The sequence below is a fragment of the Paramesorhizobium deserti genome, assembly GCF_001558695.1.
Classification (GTDB): Bacteria; Pseudomonadota; Alphaproteobacteria; order Rhizobiales; family Rhizobiaceae; genus Paramesorhizobium; species Paramesorhizobium deserti.
The window spans coordinates 198,087-216,237 of the sequence record NZ_LNTU01000023.1; the positions used below are offsets into that span (position 1 = coordinate 198,087).

The window sequence follows — 18,151 nt, forward strand, 5'->3', positions numbered from 1 at the left end:
AAACCACGTAATCCCGTCGTCATTCTCGGGACAAGCCCGAGAATGACGGTGAGAGAGACGCTGTTTCAAGCCAGTTCCGACAAACTCCAGAACACGTTTTTCTCCGCCGAAAGCGGCATCCGCATGTTCGTTTTCCTGAAACTCGGCGTCGACTTACACTTGAAAAAGAAAATTTACATTTGTATCGTGTGATGGAAATCCATTTTCCAAACGCCGTTTCCGGAAGCCAGATGAGCCGAGCCCTTTTCATTCGTGGAGCCCACGACGCCTATGTCGCCCCGTTCAATCTTCGCGAGGGCGGGCCGGGCGAAGTGCTCATTGATGTCGGCGCGGTCGGGCTCTGCGGCTCGGATCTCCATTATTTCAAGGATGGTGGCATCGGCTCGGCCGTGGTGAAGGAGCCTTTCGTGCCGGGGCATGAATTTGGCGGCTATCTCTGCGAGGATCTGGACGAGCTGGGGCTTGCCCGCGGGGCGCTTGTGGCTGTCGATCCGAACAAGGCCTGCGGCCATTGCGAGTTCTGCGAGCGAGGCCATGCCAATCTCTGTCCGAATGTTGAGTTCATCGGCGCGCCGCCTTTCAACGGGGCGATGACGGAGCGCATCTGGGTGCCGAAATCCCAGATCGTGCCGCTGCCGCAGCAGTTCAGCCCGCTGGAAGCGGTGATGCTCGAGCCGCTCGGGGTGGCGATCCATGCCGTCGATCTGGCCAAGCCTCGGCTTCTGGAGCAGGTGGCGCTGATCGGCTGCGGCCCGATCGGTCTTCTCATCCTGCAGGTTCTGAAGGCGGCCGGCGCGGGCGAGATACTGGCCGTCGATCCGCAAGAGCACCGGCAGGCGATGGCGGCGCGGATGGGCGCTTCGCGAACCGGAGAAGCGGTGGAGGACATCCGCGAATGGACGAAGCGCGAGGGGGCGCCGCTGGTCATAGAGGCGACGAATTCGCCGCTCGGCTTCCGCGATGCCGTCCTTGCCACAAAGATCGGTGGGCGTATCGTCCTGGTCGGCATTCCTGACGGAGATACCTACACATTGCCCGCCGCCGAGGCTCGGCGGCGCGGTCTGAAAATCAAATTCGCGCGCCGGATGGGGGAGGTCTATCCGCGCGCCATCGAACTCGTCGCTGGAGGAAAGGTCGATGTGGCGTCGATGGTGACGCACCAGGTCGGCCTGGACGAGGCGCCCGACACGTTCCGCAACCATGCGGACAATGCGCCGGGCTACATCAAGAGCCTGATCTATCCGAATGGATTACCAAAACAGGGAGGATGACGTGAGGAAATTTCTGTATTCATCATTGAGCGCCCTGGCGCTCATGGCCGGCGCGGCGTCGCTGCCGTCGACGGCCCTAGCCGAGGACTGGCTCGAAACCGCCGCCAAGCCCTATGAGGGCAGCGAGATCAATGTGATCTTCCTGGACCGCCCGGGCTATCGCGCGATCATCGAGCTCTTGCCGGAATTCGAGAAGAAGACGGGGATCAAGGTCAATTACGAGATCGTGCCCTATGAGAACAGCCGTGAAAAGCAGGTGCTCAACTTCACCTCGAACGGCGATCTGACCATCGCGCTGGTCGATCTCGTCTGGATCGGCGAATTTGCCGAAAACGGCTGGATAGCGCCGATCGACGAATTCACGTCCGATTCGTCCATCACCGATCCCAATCTCAAGCTGGATGGCTTCTTCCCGCTGCTGCTGGAGGCGTTCGGCTCATGGGGCGGCAAGACTTATGGCCTGCCTTTCGACAATTATTCGGGGCTGTTGTTCTATAATTCCTGCCAGCTCAAGGAAGCAGGCTTCGACAAGCCGCCGGAGACCTGGGACGAGTTGCTGAACGACTATGCGCCGAAGCTGACGGATGCGGGCAACAACCGCTATGCCTTCGCGCTGCAGTCGCGGCGCGGCGAAACGCAATCGGCGGACAGCTTCATGCGGGTGCTCTGGCCGTTCGGCGGCTCGCTCCTCAACGAGGAGTTCAAGTCGAACCTCTTGAGCGAAGGCAGCCAGAAGGGGCTGCAGTTCCGTCAGGACCTGATGAAGTTCATGCCTCCGGGCATAGTCAGCTTCGACCATGCGGAAGCCGTCAATGCGCTGGCGCAGGGGCAGGTGTCGATGATCACCGAATGGTCGGCCTTCTACGGCACGCTGACCGATCCGGCGACCTCCAAGCTTGGCGATTGCCTTGCCGTGGCGCCGGAACCGGCCGGTCCGGCGGGACGCCTGCCTGCGCTCGGCGGCTTCTCGCTCGCCGTTGCCGAACAGGCGTCCGACGATCTGAAGAAGGCGTCCTGGCTCTTCATCCAGTGGGCGACCTCGGAAGAGATCGCGCGTCCCTATGTGGAGGCGGGCGGCGTATCCGGCCGCACGTCGATCTACGAGGAAGCGGACATCAAGGCAAAGTACAAATTCGTCGAGCCGATGGTCGCCTCCTGGCAGAAGGGCGTTCCGGAGTTCCGTCCGCGCTTCCCCGCCTGGCCGGCCATCTCGGAAGTCATCGCCGAATGGGGAACCAAGATGATGCTCGGCGAGGTCTCGGTCGAGGGCGGGGCGAAGGAGATCGGCACCCGCATGGAGGATATCCTGGGCAAGGAAGGCTATTACGACGGCAAGCGGGAATTGCTGCAGTAAGCCAGGATATCGACGATACTGACACGCGGCGGGTGGGCGATGGTCCACCTGCCCGGTCTTTCTCATGAGGTTTGTCCTGGGGAGGAGGAGATCTTGACACCATACGATCAGGCGCTTGCCGAGCTGGGCGCGGTCTTCGGGCGCATCGATGAGCAGGCGGTGGACGCGGCGGTTGCGGTTATCGCCGGTGCCAAGCGGATCGCGCTCTATGGGGTTGGCCGCGAGGGATTGCAGATCAAGGGCCTTGCCATGCGGCTCCATCATCTGGGCCTCAAGGCTGCTGTCGTCGGCGACATGACTACGCCGCCGGTGGGCGAGGGGGACCTGTTGGTCGTCTCCGCCGGTCCGGGGAGCTTCTCGACCGTTCTGGGACTGATGGGGGAGGCGAAGGCCGCTGGCGCGGAAACGCTCGTCGTGACCGCGCAGCCGAATGGCGAGGCGGCGAAGCGTGCCGATCATGTGCTCACCATTCCGGCCCAGACGATGGCTGACGATCGCGGAACGAGCGTCTCTGTCCTGCCCATGGGCTCGCTCTATGAGGGCGCGCAGTACATCCTCTTCGAGGTGATGGTGCTCAAGCTGCGGGACCGGCTTGGGATCTCGCCCGAGGCGATGCGCGCCAATCATACCAATCTGGAATAATGGCTGGAGCCTGATGCGGAAGGGAGGAGAGTTCGTGGAGCGGACAGAGACGAGACTCAATCCGGGATATGGGCGCTGGACACCGTTCTGGTTTCTGGCGCCTGCCGTGTTCGCCTTGCTCGCCATCGGTATTTATCCGATGCTCTCGGCGCTCGTCACCTCCTTCCGGCGCTACAACATCACCCGCCCACGCGAAGGCTTTCCCTTCATCGGGTTCGAGAACTACGCCAATGTCCTTTCCGACCAGACCTTCTGGCAATCGCTCGGGCTGACGGCGCGGTTCTTCGTGACCGTTCTGCCTTTCCAGCTCCTCTTCGGCATCTGCATCGCGCTGCTTCTGCATCGGCCGGGGCTCGGGATGCTGAGGTCGCTCGCCCGTGTCTCGCTGGTTGTGCCGCTGGCGACGACATATGCCGTGGTCGGGCTGATCGGGCGGCTGATCTTCAACCGCGATTTCGGTGTCGCCAACCAGTTCCTCAACGCCATCGGCATCGGCGGCATGGACTGGCTGGGCTCGCCGACCGGGGCGTTCATCGCCATCGCGGTCATGGATATCTGGCAGTGGACGCCGTTCTGCGCGCTGATCTTCCTCGCGGGGCTCTCCATGGTGCCGGTCGAGATCGAGGAGGCGGCGCGGCTTGAGACGAGCTCGAAGGTGGCGCTGCTCCGCCACGTGCAATTGCCTTATCTGCTTCCTGGCCTCACCGCGATGCTGATCCTGCGCTCGGCCGATATCCTGAAGCTTTTCGACATGGTGTTCGTCATGACGCGCGGCGGGCCGGGCGCGGCCACCGATCTCGTCTCGATCTATATCCAGCGCGTCGGCTTCCGCGTCTTCGACATGGGCACAGCTTCGGCCCAGGCGATCCTGCTCCTGATCATGACGATCATATTGAGCCGCCTCTATATCAGGCTGATCTACAAGGAGATCGAGTGATGTCCACCACGCTTGGCCGGATTTCGCACGGGGCGGGGCTGATCCTCGTCCTCTGCTTCACGCTCTTTCCCTTCTACTGGATGGTTTCTTCCAGCTTCAAGGATCAGGCCGATATCCTGGCTTCGCCGCCGGTCTGGTTCTTCACGCCGACGCTTGCCAATTACGCCGATATCTTCGCGGATGAGAAAGTTTTCGGCGCTATCGTCAATTCATTGATTGTCGCCACGCTGACGACGGCGCTCTCCGTGCTGCTCGGCGCACCGGCGGCCTATGCGCTCGCCCGCTTCGAGTTCCGCGGCAAGTCGGATCTGTGGTTCTGGTTCATCTCGAACCGCATGATCAGCCCGATCGTGCTCGCCCTGCCGGTCTATCTCCTGGCGGTGCAGCTCAGGATGCTCGATACCTATCTCGTGCTGGTCCTGATCTATCTCACCTTCAACCTGCCGATCGTGGTGTGGATCTGCACCGACCAGTTCCGCTCCATTCCCAGCGAGATCGAGCAGGCGGCGCGTCTCGACGGCGCGGACCAGTTCACCATCTTCCGCAAGATCTATGTGCCGCTGGGACTGCCGGGCATCGCGGTCTCGGCGATCTTCAGCTTCATCTTCTCATGGAACGAGCTGCTCTACGCGCTGGTGCTGACGCGCCGCAGCGTCCAGACCGCGCCCGTCATGGCGACGAGCTTCATGTCCGGCTATGAGCTGCCCTGGGGCAAGATCATGGCGACGGGCACGCTGATCGTGCTGCCGGTGACGATCTTCGCGCTGCTCGTCTCCCGGCATATGGTCCGCGGGCTGACCATGGGGGCGACCAAATGACGGCCATTCCACTCGGCATCAATCTCTCCTTCTGCGTGAAGCGGTGGGTGACGCCCGATCTCTGGGCGCCGATCGTGCGCGAGCAACTGGGTCTCGATCTGGTTCAGCTCTCGTTCGATCTCGTCGATCCGACCTGGCCCGAGGATGTCCTTGCCGATTGCGCGAGGGATATCCGCGCTGCTGCCGATCAGTACGGCATCAGAGTCCACAGCGCTTTCATTGGCCTGGCGCATTATACGTTCAACCAGCTTCTTCATCCCGATCCCCGGGTTCGTGATGTCGCGGAAGAATGGATGAGGAAGGCCTATCGCTTCGCGGCAAGCGCTGGGATTGGGCGGGTCGGTGGGCCGCTGGGCGCCGTCGCCTCGAGGCTCGACGGGGTGGAGCCCGACAGCATCCCGCCGGCGGATTACGATGATCTCATCGCCCGCATGGGGCGGCTGTCGCAGGCCGCGAAGGCGTGCGGCATCACCGAACTTTATGTCGAGCCGACGCCGATGCGCCGCGAATGGCCGTGGACGGTGGCGCAGGCCCGGCGCATGGCCGCCGATCTCGCGGGGTCACCCGTGCCGTGGAAATATTGCGTGGACTGGGGGCATGCGACCTTCGAGCCGCTTTACGGGCGCTATCGCGCGGGGATGGACGAATGGTTCGAGACGCTGGCACCTGATATCGGCATGGTCCATCTGCAGCAGACCGATTTCCAGTATGACCGGCACTGGGATTTTACAGAAAGCGGTGCGGTCGATCCGGCTGAGGCGGCGGGTCTGCAGCGGCGGTGCGGCCTTGCCGACAGGCCTGTCTTCCTGGAGGTGTTTTATCCTTTCGAGCGGGACGATCTGTCGATACTCAAGGCGGTAAAGCATTCGATTGCGATGCTCAAACCGGCTTTTGCGCAAGAGAACCCCCGAGGCGACCATTGAACGATTTCACCGAAACACCGGCAAATGCATCAGGCGAAACGGAGCAGATCCGTGCGCGCGTCGCCTGGTATTATTATGTCGGCGGCCTGACCCAGCAGGAGATTGCAGACAAGCTGCGCATCACCCGGCTGCGGGTGAACAAGATCGTCGTGCAGGCGAGAAGCGAGGGGCTGGTCAGCGTCGATATCAAGATGCCGCTCACCCATTGCGTGGTGCTGGAGGAGAAGCTGAAGGAGCGGTTCGGCCTTGTCGATTGCTCCGTGGTGCCCTCGGTTCCCGATCTCGAAGATCTGCATCGCGTCCTTGGCCGCGCTACCGCCGCCATGCTCGATCCGCTGCTTGTCGACGGCCAGGGCTTCGGGATCGGCTGGGGCCAGACGCTCTCGGCGGCACGACGGCATCTGACGCCGCGACGCCTGCCCAATGCATGGGTTGCGGCGCTGATGGGCGGGCTGACGCGCGGATCGGGCACGAACACTTTCGAGGTGTCGACCGAATTCGCCCGCATGCTGGGCGCGGAGTGCTATTATGTGGCCGCGCCGATCTATTGCCCGTCGAGCGAAAGCCGCACGACGCTGCTCACCCATTACGGCCTCGCGGAGACGATGGAGCGCGGCCGCAAGACGGCGGTGGCGCTGATCGCCTGCGGCGATCTCTCCAACTATTCGCTACTGGCCAAGACCCAGATCGTGACGGAAAACCTGCCAACCTTGAAGGCGGCGGGTGCCGTCGGCGATATTCTCGGCGTTTTCCTCGATGAGGACGGCAAGCCGGTCGACCATCCGCTGAACCAGCGGGTAATGGCGATGCAACCTTCGGACCTGAAGCTCATCCCGTCATCGGTCCTCGCATCGGGGGGCATGCACAAGGTGCCGATCATCCGGGCGGTGCTGAGGGCCGGCTATGTCAACCGTCTGGTCACGGATGAAGAGGTGGCCGAGGCCATTTTGAAGGATTGAGTGCGGGATGAGGAATTGATGAGCCATCTGCTTGCGATCGATGTCGGGACGCTTTCCGCCCGCGCCGGCCTCTTCGACCGGGAGGGGCAGTTGCTCGCCTGCGCATCGGCATCGTTCGAATTGCTGACGCCGGTGGAGCATCATGCCGTCTACCGGATGGACGATATCTGGCAGGCCGTCTGCCGCGCCTCGACCGATTGCCTCGCGCAGCGCCCTGAACTGGCGTCCTCCATCGCCGGGCTCGCCTTCGACGCCACATCGTCGCTCTATATCGAGGCGGAGGGTGGCGCGCCGCTCGATGGTGGTGGCGACGTCATCTGCTGGATGGACCATCGCGGCGAGGCCGAGGCGGCGGAGGTCGACGCGACGGGTCACCGCTTCCTCGCGCATGTCGGCGGGGCGCTTTCGCCGGAAAGCAATCTGCCGAAGCTGCTATGGTTGAAGCGGCATCGCCCGGCGGTCTGGGCACGGGTGACGGGCGCGCGCGACCTCTGCGATGAACTCGCCCGCCGCGCGACGGATACGGACCGACATTCGGTTTGCGGTCTTGCCTGCAAATGGCCCTATCTGCCCGACGAGGCGGAACCCTGGTGCCAGGACCTGCTGGAGACGCTCGGCATCGGCGATCTGATCTCGCTTGGCCGTCTCAATGACAAGCCAGGGAGAGTCGGCGAGGTGCATGGCAGGGTGAGCGCATCCGCAGGCGCGGCGCTCGGCATCCTCGCCGGCATTCCCGTGGCGGTGGGCTTGATCGATGCGGAAGCAGGCGCGCTTGGCGTTCTCGGGCGCGATTATCTCGCGCGGATGAACAATCTCCTGCCGATGATCGGCGGCTCGTCCACCTGCTACATGCCCTTTGCGCCCGATGAGCGCCATGTCTCGGGCGTCTGGGGGCCATTCAAGGATGCGATCTTCCCCGGCTACTGGATGCATGAGGCCGGCCAGAGCCTTTCCGGCACGGCGCTCGATGCCGTGCTCAACCAGCATCCGGCAAGCCCCGGCAAGGCATCGAGCGCACTGCATCTTCGGACCGCGGAGCGGATCCTGAAGCTGCTGGACGAGGAGGGCGGAGCTTTCGCGGCCAACCGGCACATTGTACCGGACTGGCTCGGCAACCGCGCGCCGCTCGGCGACGGGCGGGTGCGGGCGCTTTTAACCGGCATCGGCCCGGAAACCGGCGAGCGCGCCTTTCTGGAGGCCTATTATGCCACGGCGCGGGCGCTGGCGCTGCAGACCCGGCATATCCTCGAGCATCTCAACGCCAATGGCCGCTATGCGTTCGACAGCGTGGCGCTGGCGGGCGGCCATCTGCACAATCCGCTTCTCGTCCGTCTTTACCGGGATGCGATCGGCGCAAGGCTGATCCTCAGCGACACGAAAGAGCCGGTGCTGCTCGGCACGGCGATGGTCGCGGCAGTCACCGCCGGCTTCCATGCCGATCTCTTCGCCAGCCTGGAGGCGATGGCGCCGAAGCAAAAGGCGCTCGATCCCGATCCCTACTGGCGGCAGGTGCACGATGCGGCCTACCGCATCTACCTCACGCTCTTCAAAACCAGAAACGAGATAGAAATCGCCGGGCGGGCCCTTGAAGCCCTGTCGCCGGCGAAAGCGTCTGGAGCCATCTGATATGTCATTTCTTCGTCTCGACAATGTGGTCAAGCGCTACGGCGATCATTTTGCCGTTGAGGGCGTGAGCCTTGCGGCGGAAAAGGGCGAGTTCGTCGTCTTCGTCGGGCCGTCCGGCTGCGGCAAGTCGACCCTCTTGCGCATGATCGCCGGGCTGGAGGAGATCAGCGCCGGCGACGTCTTCATCGACGAGAAGCTTGTCACCCATGTGGAGCCGGCGCGGCGCGAGGTGGCGATGGTCTTCCAGTCCTATGCGCTCTATCCGCATATGAGTGTCTACGACAATCTCGCCTTCGGCCTGCGCATGGTGAAGACGGGCGAGGAGGAGATCAGGAAGCGGGTGACGGAGGCGGCGCGCATCCTGCAGATCGAGCCGCTCCTCCAGCGCAAGCCGCGCCAGCTCTCCGGCGGCCAGCGCCAGCGCGTGGCGATCGGCCGGGCGATCGTGCGCAATCCCAAGCTCTTCTTGTTCGACGAGCCGCTTTCCAATCTCGATGCGGAATTGCGCACCCAGATGCGCGTCGAGATCGCCAAGCTGCACCGCGCGCTCGGCGTCACCATGGTCTATGTCACGCATGACCAGATCGAGGCGATGACGCTGGCCGACCGCATCGTCGTCCTGCGGGCGGGGCGGGTGGAGCAGATCGGCACGCCGACCGAGCTTTACGACAATCCGGCCAATATCTTCGTCGCCGGCTTCATCGGCTCGCCGAAGATGAATTTCCTGCCGGCCAAGGCAAGTGCTGCGGCGGAGCGGCAATTGACTGTTTCGAGCCCTGCCTTTGCCGGCGGCGAGCTGACGGTTGCCACCAAGCGCCCGCATCAGGTGAAGGCCGGTGACAGCGTGACGGTGGGGATGCGGCCCGAGCATCTGGAAGTGCACGCCGCCAATCCGGTGTTGACGCTGAAGGCCGATTTCACGGAATATCTCGGTGGCGCCAGCCAGATCTATGCCCAGCCGGTGGAAGGGCCTGTCATGACCATCGTCGCGCCCGGACGGCTTGCCCTCGCCAAGAACGAAGATCTGGCGGTAGGCGTCGCGCCGGAGCATGTCTATCTCTTCGATCAGCAGGGGCTTGCGATCTGATGGCGACCTATCTCGGTGTCGATGTCGGTACATCTTCCGTAAAGGCCGTGCTTCTCGACGAGGATCAGGCGCTGATCGCCGAGGGATCGGCTCCGGTCGAGGTCTTGCGGCCGCGGCCGATGTGGTCGGAGCAGGATCCGGAGGAATGGTGGCAGGCCGCGCAAAAGGCCGTCACGCGGGTCCGGAATCTCGCGCCCGAGGCTTTCGCTCAGGTGGAAGGCATCGGCCTTTCCGGCCAGCAGCACAGCGCCACCCTGCTCGACGGCCAGGGCAGGGTGCTGCGGCCGGCGATCCTGTGGAATGACGGGCGCTGCGGCCGCGAATGCGCGGAGCTGCTGGAGCGAGTGCCGGATTTCATGGTCCGCTCGTCGAACACGACCATGCCCGGCTTCACCGCGCCGAAGCTCATCTGGGTGGCGCGGCACGAGCCGGAGGTCTTCGAGAAAACCGCCAAGGTGCTCCTGCCAAAGGATTACCTGCGCTATCGGCTCTCGGGCGATTATGTGTCGGAGATGTCGGATTCGGCAGGCACACTGTGGCTCGATGTCGGAAAGCGCTGCTGGGACGATGTGCTCCTCGACGCCTGCGCCATGAAGCGCGCGCAGATGCCGGATCTGGTGGAGGGGGCGGAGGTCTCGGCCTATCTCTCGGATGAAGTGGCCAAGGCCTGGGGGCTCGGGGGGCGGAAAATCCCGATTGCTGGCGGTGGCGGGGATAATGCATCCTCTGCCGTTGGTATCGGCGCCGTCGGCCCGGGCGACGGTTTCCTGTCGCTCGGCACGTCGGGTGTGCTGTTCGTCTCGACCGACCGGCTCGTCTCCTTGCCGGAGCGGACGCTGCACGGTTTCTGTCATGCGCTGCCGCAGCGCTGGCACGGCATGGTGGTGGCGCTTTCGGCGGCTTCGGCGCTTTCATGGCTCGCATCGCTTACTGGCCATCAGCATGATGTGGCCAGGCTCATCGAAAAAGCGAAGCAGTTCGCCGCCGATCCGGGGCGGCGCGAGGCGGCACCGGTCTTCCTGCCCTATCTCACCGGCGAGCGCACGCCGCACAACGATCCCAACGCCACCGCCGGGTTCAGCGGGCTTCGCGCCGAGCATGATGCCGGCGCGCTGGCCTATGCGGTGTTGGAAGGCGTGGCGTTTGCGCTCGCTGATGGTCTCGATGTGCTCAAGGCAGCGAATGCGGCGCCGCGCTCCTGCATGCTGGTGGGCGGCGGCTCGCGCAGTGCCTATTGGAACGGGCTTTTGGCCGACGTTCTTGGCTTGTCGCTCGATTTGCCTGAAGGGGCGGAGATCGGTGCCGCCTTCGGTGCTGCCCGTCTCGGCATGGTCGCGGCGGGGGCAGGCACGATCGAAGCGATCTGCCGCAAGCCTGCCATCCGGGCGCGTTTTACGCCCGATCCGGAGAAGGCACCCATCTTCGCCGAACGCCGGGGGCGTTATCTCGACATGTATCCGGGCGCGAAAAGAAACGGCCCGGGAACCGGAGCCGGTCCTCGGGCCGATGTAAGGGAAATTTTCCCGTCGCGTTTTTTACGACGAAAGAATCTCGCGCTTGCCCACATGATTGGCCGGGCCGACCAGTCCTTCCTTCTCCATGCGTTCCACCAGCGAGGCGGCGCGGTTATAGCCGATGCCGAGGCGGCGCTGGATGTAGGAGGTGGAGCACTTCTTGTCGCGCATGATCACCTTGACCGCCTGAGCGTAGAGATCATCGTCGCCATCCTCCGCAGCCATGGCGGTCTTGTCGAACACGGCGCTGTCCTCCGGCTCAGGCGCTTCTTCCTCCTCATCCGCCGTGACGGTGTTCAAGTAATCGGGGTGGCCCTGCGCCTTCAGATGGGTGACGACCTTCTCCACCTCCTCGTCGGAGACGAAGGGGCCGTGCACGCGCGAGATGCGCCCTCCGCCGACCATGTGCAGCATGTCGCCCTGGCCGAGCAGCTGTTCCGCGCCCTGTTCGCCGAGGATGGTGCGGCTGTCGATCTTCGACGTCACCTGGAAGGAGATGCGGGTCGGGAAGTTCGCCTTGATCGTGCCGGTGATGACATCGACGGAGGGACGCTGGGTCGCCATGATCAGGTGGATGCCGGCGGCACGGGCCATCTGGGCGAGACGCTGGATCGCGCCTTCGATCTCCTTGCCCGCGACCATCATCAGATCTGCCATCTCGTCGACGATGATCACGATATAGGGCATCGGCGCGAGGTCCATCTCCTCCTGCTCGTAGAGCGCTTCGCCGGTGTTCTTGTCGAAACCGGTCTGGATGGTGCGCACGATCGCCTCGCCCTTCTGCCTCGCGGTGGAGACGCGGCTGTTGAAGCCATCGATATTGCGCACGCCGACCGCCGACATCTTGCGGTAGCGGTCCTCCATCTCGCGCACCGCCCATTTCAATGCCATGACGGCCTTCTTCGGGTCGGTGACAACGGGTGTCAGGAGATGCGGGATGCCGTCATAGATCGAGAGCTCCAGCATCTTCGGATCGACCATGATCAGGCGGCATTCCTCGGGCTTCAGCCGGTAGAGGAGCGACAGGATCATGGTGTTGATGGCGACCGACTTGCCCGAGCCGGTGGTGCCGGCGACGAGCAGGTGGGGCATCTTGGCGAGTTCGGCTACGACCGGCTCGCCGCCGATGGTCTTGCCCAGGCAGAGCGCCAGCTTGTAGCCGGAGCGCTGGAAATCCTGCGAGGTGATCATCTCGCGGAAATAGACCGTCTCGCGGGTGGTGTTGGGCAGCTCGATGCCGATGACGTTGCGGCCCGGCACCACCGCGACGCGGGCCGAGAGGGCCGACATCGAGCGGGCGATATCATCAGCAAGGCCGATGACGCGGGAGGATTTCACGCCGGGCGCCGGCTCGAACTCATAGAGGGTAACGACCGGGCCGGGACGCACATGGATGATCTCGCCCTTGACGCCGAAATCTTCGAGAACGCTTTCGAGAAGCCCGGCCTTGCGCTCCAGCATCTCCTGCGTGATGATCTCGCCTTCCTGCGCCACCGGCTCCTGCAGGAGCTCGACCGACGGCTTTTCATAGCCATGCGCATGGCCTGACGTATTGAGCTCGATGCGGACGGCGGCGAAGGACTGCTCCTTGCGCACCGTGGCAATGGGCGCAACGGGGATGGCCTTTCGCGGGCTGTCCTCGGTCGTATCACGGGTCTCCTGCAGAGTGCTTGGAACACTCGCGCTGCCGGTTTCCGCTTGCGCGACCGGCGCGGTGACCGGCGCTGTTGCTGTAACCGGCGCAGGCGCGGTTACAGGAGCGGGCGGGGTTGCAGGAGCGGCCATGGGTGATGGGGCCGGCATTGCCGCTTCGGGCTCGCCGGCCTGCTTCCATTCCACGACGCGGAACAGGTTGGTGATCGATGAGGGCGTCATCTGCGGCTTTGGCCGGGCAGGGAGGACGGCTGGAGCCGGGGGCTGTTCGCCGTTGAAGTCGATCGATTCCCAGTAGGCGAAGTCGGACAGATGGGCGAATGGCGTGTCCTGGCGGGCGGCTGCGGGAGCAGGCCGCGGTGCCGGCGAAGGCGAACTCGCAGCCGGCGGCTCACTGGCAATCGACGAAGCTGGCGTGATGCGGGGAGCGGGCGCTGCCGCGACCGGTATGTTTGCCGCGGCCGGTGTTCCGCGCGGGGGCGTTACCTGCACCATCGGCTTCGGCTGAACGGGATGGTTGGGGCGTGTCTCGTTCGCCGCGACCGGCTGAGGCTCCCGCGATTTCGTCAATTCGATTTCCGGCGTGCGGGTGAAGCGCACGTTTTCGGCCAGTGAAAAGGCGTGCTTCCACACCGGCGGATAGCCGGTATCGCTCATCTGCGCCTGCTGCGTGCTGGAGGCCGCCATTTGCGCATGGGCGGCGCGCAGCGCGTCCACGGCGGCGGACGTGGTTTTCAGCGCGACCGGCTGAAGCGGGGTCTGGCGCAAAGGCTGGTAGGCCGTGGTGACGGAGGCGGAGACGGGGGCCGGATTGCGGGGCGCGTGGTAGGGTACGGGATTGGTGGGAGATTCGGGTGCAGCCGGGCCGCGTCCGGTCATCTGCGGATGATCCCGGTTTTCCGGACTATCATCGTAATCAGCTGGATTTACTGGAAAATTTGTTCTCTGGATACGCATGACACCTGCAACCCGTAAATGTGAAATCGCCCGATAGGCTTCCTGAAATCAATAAAAAATGAAGGTTAATAGTGTCCTTAAGAGACACCTGATTTGACGTTGGAAGCGGTAAATCGTGGCAGGCGTTGCCGGGAAAGCACAGTGCTCTGGAGCCTGTCATGGTTTAATTGAAACGCGAGCGGGATGTAGCCCACCATCCCGCCGTCATTCTCGGGACAAGCCCGAGAATGACGGCCAGACGGACGCCGCTTCACGCTGGTCCTGACAAACACTAAGCGCGCATGCGAGCGAGAGCCGCGACGATGAGGGAACCCATGGAGAGAATCTGAAGCACTGCGCCGGCTGCGTGCGAATATTCCCACCGCGCGCGCAGGGTTTCCCAATTGTCCGGTATGGCGGTCCAGTTCTCGGTCGCCACATTGGCGGGATAGGTATAGGCCCAGAACACGGCTTGGGCGCCGAGCAGGCAGAGCCCGGAAATGACGGCGGGCCACAAAACCCAAGGCTCATGCCGCGACATGATCGCCACGGCCACGATCGCGATCAGCTGAATAAGCAGAAGATAGGCGAGCCGGTTCCACCCGCGATAGGCTTGTTGGGCGATGAAATATTCGTCCCGGGGAAGGGCGATCTTGTTGGGCAGCGCAAGCAGGTGGGCCATGGCGCCGCCAAGCGCCAGGGCCGTTGCGAACAGGGCGATGAAGAAGGTGACTCTGTATGCCATCCTGCGCCTCGAAATTTCGGCACGACATCAGAATAGCGAACACTTCTCTTCCCCGCTTGTTCCTCATGCGGGCGCTTGGACGATCAGGAAACGCGTGGTGAATAGCCAGCAGGTCTTCAGATGGCCTCGCCGTCACTCACCATTTCATGCGTCAGCGTGGCGATGAAGCGCTTGGTGCGCTCGTGTTCCGGATCGGAGAAGAGCTTCTGCGCCGGCCCTTTTTCCACGACCACGCCTGCATCGAGGAATACGGCCTCCCTGGCGATGGTCGAAGCGAGACGCAGATCGTGGGTCGCCATCACCATGGTGGTGCCTTCGCGCGCGAGGTCGCTCAGCACGTCAACGACCTCCTGCGCCAGTTCCGGGTCGAGCGCCGAAGTCGGCTCGTCGCACAGGAGCACGCGGGGCGAGGGGGCGAGCGCGCGGGCGATGGCGACACGCTGCTGCTGGCCGCCCGAGAGCGTTGCCGGCCAGGCATCCGCCTTGTGAGCCATGCCGACCTTTTCCAGGAGCGACATTGCGCGTTCGCGGGCGCGGTTCTCCGGCCATTTCAGCACCGTTGTCAGCCCTTCCATGACGTTCTCGATCGCCGTGCGGTGCGGGAAAAGCTGGAAATTCTGGAAGACCATGCCAGTCTGACGGCGCAGCCGCTGGACTGCGGCTGTGGGAACCCGCTGACCGGGCCGGAACTCAAGCCGATCCTCGCCAATGCGCACCGCTCCGGAGGTAGGGATTTCAAGCAGGTTGATGCAGCGTAGCAGCGTGCTCTTGCCGCCGCCGGAGGGGCCGACCAGCGCGGTGACGCTGCCTTCCTCCATGGTGAGCGTCACGCCCTTGAGGACGGTCAGGTCGCCGAATTGCTTTTCGATATTTTCCAAGCCGATCATGACCGGGCCTCGATGAAGCCGCCATAGCGTCCGAGCCGGCGTTCGAGCCTGACCTGGAGCTGCGACAGGATTGAACTGAGCGCGAGATAGATGAGCGCCGCCTCGATATAGAGGATCAGGGGCTCATAGGTCGTGGCGACAATACGCTGCGCGGCCTGGAAAAGTTCCGGCACGGTGATGGCGGCGGCCAGCGAGGTATCCTTGACCAGGGAGATGAAGGTGTTGGAGAGCGGCGGCACCGCGACGCGCGCGGCCTGCGGCAGGATGGTGCGGCGCATGGCCTGCGACCAGCTCATGCCGATGGAGTAAGCGGCCTCCCACTGACCCTTGGGGACCGAACTGATGACGGCGCGGATGATCTCCGACGTATAGGCGCCGACATTGAGTGTGAAGCCAATGAGCGCCGCGGGAAAGGCGTCGAGCACGATGCCGACGCTGGGCAGGCCGTAGAAGATCAGGAAAAGCTGCACCAGGAGCGGGGTGCCGCGGATGATCCAGACATAAAAGCGCGCGATCGCCACGATCGGAGCGGGGGCGAACAGGCGGATCAGCGCGACAATCAGGCCAAGCGTCAGCCCGAAAGCGAAGGAAAGGAGCGTGAGAGGGGCTGAAAACATCAGGGCCGCGTAGAGTAGCGGCCCGAGCGAATCCAGCATGAGCTGAACCCAGTGGGGCAAGGATATGTCCTCCAATGCTCCGCAAAATTGCAGTTTTTCGTAAAAATATCATGCACAAAATAATGGCCGGCCGATCCGGTCTGGATCGGTCGGCCTTATGTGCGGATCACGCTTATTCCGAAACGTCCTGTCCGAAATATTTGTCGGCGATCTTCTGGTAGGTGCCGTCGGCCTTGATATCCTTCAGCGCCGCGTTGATCGCCGCGAGAAGATCGGGCTCGTTCTTGCGGATGATGATGCCGGAATAATCCGCATCGGCTTCGGTGGCGGCGATCTTCACATTGGCATCGGGCTTGTGCTTCTTGAAATCGAGGAAGGACAGGCTGTCGTTGACGGTGGCGTCGGCACGGCCGTTGAGAACCAGCTGGATCGACTGGTCGAAGCCTTCGGTGCCCACCAGCTCGGCGCCGTTGGCCTGCGCCATCTTGCCGAAGTTGCTGGTCAGCGACTGTGCCGCCTTCTTGCCCTTCAGATCGGCGAAGCCCTTGATCTCGTCATTGTCGCCGCGCACGATCAGCGCCGCCTTGGAAGCGATATAGGGATCTGAGAAGTCGTATTTCTTCTTGCGCTCCTCGGTGATGCCGACCTGGTTGATGACGGCGTCGTAGCGGTCGGCATCGAGGCCGGCGATCAGCCCGTCCCAGCGGCCTTCGAGGAACTGGGCCTTCACACCGAGACGCTTGGCGACCTCTTCGCCGATCTCGACATCGAAGCCGACGAGCTTGCCCGACTCGTCATGATAGGTGAAAGGCGGATAGGTGCCTTCGGTGCCGACGCGGAAGACGCCCGCGGATTTGATCTGCTCAAGGCCGGCGGCGTGAACGGGGGCGAGCGCCAGAAACTGCAAGGCGCCGGCGACGAGCAGCGAGTTCAACCATTTCATGGTGGTGTGTCCTGAGGTTGCCGGCCAATGGCCGGATGTTTGCTTGGAACCCATACAATCTCAAAACCATAGCAGGAATGGAACGCGAATGGTTTTCTAATCACCGAGATTATTGGAATTTGAATTCCTTCTGAGCGATATTATCAGGATTAAATTCCGCAACTTCTCCGATATCGGGCAGTGCAGCCGAAAAAACCTCCTGACAGATGCGCGGCCGGCCTATCCCATGTCAAAGCCGGTTGAGCAGCGCATAGCCGAAGGTGTGACACTCGTCGAGGCCGCACTGCAGCACCACCGAACCGAAATTGATGAGCGCGATGGCGATCACATAGAGGCTCAGCAGCGTTGCCAGCGTGCGGATCACCGGATAATCGGCAATGCGCGCATTGCGCAGATAGTCGGCGCCGCCCCATAGAATGAGCTTGAACGCATAGGCGATGAGCAGGGCCAGCGCGATGAGGATTGACCAGACCGGCATGTGCAGGCCGAACACGGCGGTGCCGATATATTCATGGCCGGGGCGCGGATAGATATCGAGCAGCGTCTGACGCACCGACACCACCAGGAGGAAGATCGTGAAAAGCAGGCTCAGGCCGGTGTTCTGGTAGGAAAAGCCGTTGCGGAACTGCTGCATGATGCCGAAACAGACGCCGAGCAGCGCCACGCGCTGCAGGAGGCAGAGCGGGCAGGGCAATTCGCCCCAGACATATTGCATCACCATCGCAGCCGTCAGAATGGCGGCGATAACGGCCAACATTCCAAGCAGATAGAGGTAATGGAGCGTGACGGGGAGCCGCTGTGAAGCGGACTGCCCGATATGCGTCGCGCCATGGGTCGCGGTGTTGTGGCTCATGCCCGGTCTCCCTGCGCTTCATTTATTGGATGATGGAAAACGATCTGCCGTTCCGTCGGTACCCTGTCGATCAGTCGGGTCTGGATCCACGGCATGCGGTAGCCATATTCGGCGCTGTGGATCTCCCAGAGGAACTCCTTCACCGCGACGACGAGGCACAGCAGGATAAAGAGCATGGCGATGGAGCGGCGTCCGAACCAGCCGAACACGAGCGCGAGTGACAATAAGGCAAAAACGGCTGCCAATATGGCCAAAACTCCTATTTTGGCCATATTGGACGCCACAATCGTCAACTTCAGGTTAATTCCGGGCTGTGCTGCTCAATCGTTAGGCAAGCCGCTCTCTCGAAGGCGTCGCGCCGTTGGATGCGCTTCGTCGAGAGGCAC

16 protein-coding genes and 1 pseudogene are annotated in these 18,151 nt (G+C 63.0%); 10 read left to right on the plus strand and 7 right to left on the minus strand.

Annotation, left to right across the window (positions count from 1 at the left end; genetic code table 11):
* The first annotated feature begins 230 nt into the window (after window positions 1-230).
* The 10 genes and pseudogenes from ATN84_RS13830 to xylB all read left to right on the plus strand — a co-directional run.
* Window positions 231-1,271, plus strand: coding sequence for a zinc-dependent alcohol dehydrogenase (locus ATN84_RS13830; protein ID WP_068882655.1), 1,041 nt, complete (start codon window positions 231-233; stop codon window positions 1,269-1,271).
* Window position 1,272: 1 nt separating this feature from the next.
* Entirely contained in the window at window positions 1,273-2,625 is a 1,353-nt protein-coding gene (locus ATN84_RS13835) for an ABC transporter substrate-binding protein (protein ID WP_244491088.1), read from the plus strand.
* Window positions 2,626-2,718: 93 nt separating this feature from the next.
* The gene (locus ATN84_RS13840; RefSeq protein ID WP_425287403.1) at window positions 2,719-3,267 is read left to right on the plus strand and encodes an SIS domain-containing protein; all 549 of its coding nucleotides are present in this window, start codon (window positions 2,719-2,721) and stop codon (window positions 3,265-3,267) included.
* Between the two features lie 34 nt (window positions 3,268-3,301).
* Window positions 3,302-4,204, plus strand: coding sequence for a carbohydrate ABC transporter permease (locus ATN84_RS13845; protein WP_244491089.1), 903 nt, complete (start codon window positions 3,302-3,304; stop codon window positions 4,202-4,204).
* Window positions 4,204-5,022, plus strand: a complete 819-nt coding sequence (locus ATN84_RS13850) for a carbohydrate ABC transporter permease (RefSeq protein WP_068882226.1) — start codon at window positions 4,204-4,206, stop codon at window positions 5,020-5,022. Before ATN84_RS13845 ends, ATN84_RS13850 begins: the two co-directional genes overlap by 1 nt.
* Window positions 5,019-5,945: a sugar phosphate isomerase/epimerase family protein gene (locus tag ATN84_RS13855; RefSeq protein WP_068882227.1), complete on the plus strand. Its 927-nt coding sequence runs from the start codon at window positions 5,019-5,021 to the stop codon at window positions 5,943-5,945. The genes ATN84_RS13850 and ATN84_RS13855 overlap by 4 nt, the downstream gene beginning before the upstream one ends.
* On the plus strand, window positions 5,942-6,904 hold the full coding sequence (locus ATN84_RS13860) for a sugar-binding transcriptional regulator (RefSeq protein ID WP_068882228.1): 963 nt from the start codon (window positions 5,942-5,944) through the stop codon (window positions 6,902-6,904). Before ATN84_RS13855 ends, ATN84_RS13860 begins: the two co-directional genes overlap by 4 nt.
* An 18-nt stretch (window positions 6,905-6,922) precedes the next feature.
* Entirely contained in the window at window positions 6,923-8,530 is a 1,608-nt protein-coding gene (locus ATN84_RS13865) for an FGGY-family carbohydrate kinase (RefSeq protein WP_068882229.1), read from the plus strand.
* A gap of 1 nt (window position 8,531) precedes the next feature.
* Window positions 8,532-9,617, plus strand: a complete 1,086-nt coding sequence (locus tag ATN84_RS13870) for an ABC transporter ATP-binding protein (RefSeq protein ID WP_068882230.1) — start codon at window positions 8,532-8,534, stop codon at window positions 9,615-9,617.
* Window positions 9,617-11,014, plus strand: a pseudogene (gene xylB / locus ATN84_RS26205) (xylulokinase); the annotation flags it as partial. The gene ATN84_RS13870 and the pseudogene xylB, both read left to right, overlap by 1 nt.
* Before the next feature lie 138 nt (window positions 11,015-11,152).
* Here the strand turns inward: xylB and ATN84_RS13885 are convergent.
* From ATN84_RS13885 to ATN84_RS27490, 7 genes are all read right to left on the minus strand, one after another.
* Window positions 11,153-13,471, minus strand: coding sequence for a DNA translocase FtsK (locus ATN84_RS13885; RefSeq protein WP_244491104.1), 2,319 nt, complete (start codon window positions 13,469-13,471; stop codon window positions 11,153-11,155).
* Window positions 13,472-14,012: 541 nt separating this feature from the next.
* Window positions 14,013-14,465 carry a hypothetical protein gene (locus ATN84_RS13890; RefSeq protein ID WP_068882234.1) on the minus strand — a complete coding sequence of 151 codons (453 nt, stop codon included), beginning with the start codon at window positions 14,463-14,465 and terminating at the stop codon, window positions 14,013-14,015.
* 116 nt (window positions 14,466-14,581) lie between these two features.
* Entirely contained in the window at window positions 14,582-15,352 is a 771-nt protein-coding gene (locus tag ATN84_RS13895) for an amino acid ABC transporter ATP-binding protein (protein ID WP_068882235.1), read from the minus strand.
* Entirely contained in the window at window positions 15,349-16,029 is a 681-nt protein-coding gene (locus ATN84_RS13900; protein ID WP_068882236.1) for an amino acid ABC transporter permease, read from the minus strand. Before ATN84_RS13900 ends, ATN84_RS13895 begins: the two co-directional genes overlap by 4 nt.
* Window positions 16,030-16,141: 112 nt before the next feature.
* On the minus strand, window positions 16,142-16,912 hold the full coding sequence (locus ATN84_RS13905; protein ID WP_068882657.1) for an amino acid ABC transporter substrate-binding protein: 771 nt from the start codon (window positions 16,910-16,912) through the stop codon (window positions 16,142-16,144).
* 229 nt (window positions 16,913-17,141) lie between these two features.
* On the minus strand, window positions 17,142-17,765 hold the full coding sequence (locus ATN84_RS13910) for a disulfide bond formation protein B (protein WP_068882237.1): 624 nt from the start codon (window positions 17,763-17,765) through the stop codon (window positions 17,142-17,144).
* Window positions 17,762-18,010, minus strand: coding sequence for a hypothetical protein (locus ATN84_RS27490; RefSeq protein WP_201026387.1), 249 nt, complete (start codon window positions 18,008-18,010; stop codon window positions 17,762-17,764). The genes ATN84_RS13910 and ATN84_RS27490 overlap by 4 nt, the downstream gene beginning before the upstream one ends.
* Window positions 18,011-18,151 lie beyond the last annotated feature (141 nt).

What these genes read in the sequence shown, in the direction of transcription:
- ATN84_RS13830 (WP_068882655.1), top strand. Translation starts at nt 231, where the DNA reads ATGAGCCGAGCCCTTTTCATTCGTGGAGCCCACGACGCCTATGTCGCC.
- ATN84_RS13850 (WP_068882226.1), top strand. Translation starts at nt 4,204, where the DNA reads ATGTCCACCACGCTTGGCCGGATTTCGCACGGGGCGGGGCTGATCCTC.
- ATN84_RS13855 (WP_068882227.1), top strand. Translation starts at nt 5,019, where the DNA reads ATGACGGCCATTCCACTCGGCATCAATCTCTCCTTCTGCGTGAAGCGG.
- ATN84_RS13865 (WP_068882229.1), top strand. Translation starts at nt 6,923, where the DNA reads ATGAGCCATCTGCTTGCGATCGATGTCGGGACGCTTTCCGCCCGCGCC.
- ATN84_RS13870 (WP_068882230.1), top strand. Translation starts at nt 8,532, where the DNA reads ATGTCATTTCTTCGTCTCGACAATGTGGTCAAGCGCTACGGCGATCAT.
- ATN84_RS13885 (WP_244491104.1), bottom strand. Translation starts at nt 13,471, where the DNA reads ATGGCGGCCTCCAGCACGCAGCAGGCGCAGATGAGCGATACCGGCTAT.
- ATN84_RS13890 (WP_068882234.1), bottom strand. Translation starts at nt 14,465, where the DNA reads ATGGCATACAGAGTCACCTTCTTCATCGCCCTGTTCGCAACGGCCCTG.
- ATN84_RS13895 (WP_068882235.1), bottom strand. Translation starts at nt 15,352, where the DNA reads ATGATCGGCTTGGAAAATATCGAAAAGCAATTCGGCGACCTGACCGTC.
- ATN84_RS13905 (WP_068882657.1), bottom strand. Translation starts at nt 16,912, where the DNA reads ATGAAATGGTTGAACTCGCTGCTCGTCGCCGGCGCCTTGCAGTTTCTG.
- ATN84_RS13910 (WP_068882237.1), bottom strand. Translation starts at nt 17,765, where the DNA reads ATGAGCCACAACACCGCGACCCATGGCGCGACGCATATCGGGCAGTCC.